Here is a 2382-nt window from a genome sequence, read left to right as displayed (position 1 = left end):
CTCCTATTAGTAGGTAATATGGTTTTAGCTCAGAGCTATACTTTTAAGGTGTTGGCTAATAAGGGTGATAATAAAGTGAAGTCTGGGAGCGAGTGGCAGGCATTGAAGACAGGGTCTTCTTTAAATGACACTGATGAACTTCAGGTTTCTGCAGACGCATACCTTGGTTTGGTTCACTCTAGCGGTAAAACCTTAGAGCTCAAAGAAGCAGGAAACCATAAAGTTTCAGACTTAGCAGCAAAAATTAATACAAGTGGATCCAGCGTAGCAAGCAAGTACGCAGATTTTGTTTTATCTAAAATGTCTGCTGAAAGCAAGAAAAACAGACTTAGTGCAACTGGAGCAGTTCATAGAGGAACAAACGATGCTATTAAGGTTTTCTTACCAAGCTCTGTAGGAGTATTCAGTGATAAAGCCATTGTAAGATGGGATTCTACCACTGACAACTCAATTACTTACACAGTGACTTTAAAAAATATGTTTGAGGATGTATTGCTCTCTATTGAGACTACCAATCCAAACGTAGAGCTGAATCTTAATGATGAGAAAATCGCTAAAGAAAATGTGGTTTTATTATCCGTAGTTAATAAGAATGATGAGACCATAAAGTCAGGTACTTACGCTATTAAGAAATTGCCAGCAGCAGATGCTGAAAAAGTAAAAGCTGCTCTTAGCGAGTTGATGTCAGATGTTGAGGAAGAGTCAGCTCTTAATAAATACATCCTTGCAGGTTTTTACGAAGAGAATAACCTCTTAGCAGATGCGCTTACTAGCTATGAAGAGGCTATGCAATTGGCTCCTGAAGTAGAGAGCTATAAGGAAGCATACTTGGAGTTCTTGCTTAGAAACAGACTAGGCGGAGAATAATCAGGAAATACATTAATGAAAAGGGAGTTGAATCAATTTCAACTCCCTTTTTTATTGATAAAGGGATTTAAGTTTTATGTCGTTTAGAATCCAAAAAATAATAAAAACGTATAAATTAGTATATGACTAAAATATTATTGATTCCAATTTTAATTTTATTTTATCTTCCAGCTCTCTCTCAAGACTGTAGTGTTTTGTTAGAAGGTATTGATGAAGAGTATAAAGGTGATTGTAAAAGGGGTAGAGCCCATGGTACCGGTGTTGCTAAAGGAAGCTTGGGTAAATATGAGGGTGATTTCAAAAAGGGATACCCGGATGGTGTTGGAAAATTGGATTATGCAGATGGCTCATATTATAGCGGTGATTGGTCGCGTGGTTTTTGGGAAGGACGCGGTGTTTATCATTATTCAAATGATAGCATAGTTGATGGGTTTTGGAAAGATAATAGGTACATGGGAGAATTCGAAAACCCTTATGAAATAATTTCTAAAAGAGGTACTTCTCGAGTTAGTTTTATAAAAATGAATGACTCACAAAACAAGGTTCAGATTATGTTTATGAGAGGGGGTACTCAGAATACTTCTCAAATTGAAAACTATTATTTAACAAATTCGTCAGGTATTCAAGTGAATTCAAGTAACTACATAGGATTTGATGCTGTAGAATTCCCTATGCAAGGTACAGTCAATTTTAGGGCGCAAAACGAGCTATCTACTTCGACCTCTCAAGAGCTTATTAACTTTAAGATTAATGAAAAGGGAGCTTGGTTAATTAAGATTAATTACTAATTAAAGCATTCTATTAACTCTTGAGGTAAGTCTTCAACAGCCGGATCGAAGATATCAATGCACAGAATATCTGGATAACATGCAAATGGCAAATCAGTAGTTAGACTAATATCCTCTCTTACTATGCAAAATGTTTCCTTTAAACTGCTCATAGTATGGAAATATCCCAAAGCAGGTGTTGAGCTATTTAAAGGTTTAATATTTCCTGTTATTGGTGAAAAAGGAGGGTCAAACATAGTGCCGGTTTGTGCTAGTTGATCCACAATTTGTTGAAAAAACAAATAAGAGTCTGCTGTTATTGAGTTTATTTCAATTGTACCAACGAAACGCCCTTTGCTATCTACAGGAATTCCGTTAGTTGTTGCAAAAAATGAACTCGATTCGATATTTTCATTTGTCCCAATGACAATTTCATTTCCAATATTTTCTAATATTTTCCAGCAGGAGAACCTAAAATCTGCTCCATCCTCAATTGGACAACTTATTATGGATGTTTTAACAAACATTTCTGAATAACCAGCAACATTTAAATTAAAATACAATTGGTCGTTGGTGTTTTTAATTTCTATCGCAGGCTGATGATATCGCTTTTTTTGAGAAGTGAACTTATCAATGATCAATTCCTCTTCAATATAGTCTACCTTAATATCACCAAGTCTTAAAGGTTCTGGCATGGTCTGAAAGTCTGATTCATATTCTAAGCCGTTATCAAGAACTATGTGAACTT

At 35.5% G+C, this 2382-nt stretch carries 3 protein-coding genes; 2 read left to right on the top strand and 1 reads right to left on the bottom strand.

Going from position 1 to position 2382, the window contains the following annotated elements; genetic code table 11:
• Both E1140_RS21250 and E1140_RS00690 read left to right on the top strand, forming a co-directional pair.
• The coding region (locus E1140_RS21250) for a hypothetical protein (RefSeq protein ID WP_185153341.1) at positions 1–867 on the top strand (867 nt) is incomplete at its 5' end.
• A gap of 122 nt (positions 868–989) precedes the next feature.
• On the top strand, positions 990–1655 hold the full coding sequence (locus tag E1140_RS00690) for an MORN repeat-containing protein (RefSeq protein ID WP_155178030.1): 666 nt from the start codon (positions 990–992) through the stop codon (positions 1653–1655).
• On the opposite strand, the gene E1140_RS00685 is transcribed toward E1140_RS00690, so the two are convergent.
• The coding region (locus E1140_RS00685; RefSeq protein ID WP_155178029.1) for a DUF4249 family protein at positions 1652–2382 on the bottom strand (731 nt) is incomplete at its 5' end. The genes E1140_RS00690 and E1140_RS00685 overlap by 4 nt on opposite strands.

Origin of the sequence: Fulvivirga lutimaris (genome assembly GCF_009711525.1) — a bacterium.
Taxonomy (GTDB): Bacteria; Bacteroidota; Bacteroidia; order Cytophagales; family Cyclobacteriaceae; genus Fulvivirga; species Fulvivirga lutimaris.
The sequence above is the reverse complement of the archived record's forward strand: the minus strand, read 5'-3'. Positions and strand labels throughout refer to the sequence as shown.

Coding starts and splice junctions, on each gene's coding strand:
- E1140_RS00690 (WP_155178030.1), top strand. CDS start 990: ATGACTAAAATATTATTGATTCCAATTTTAATTTTATTTTATCTTCCA.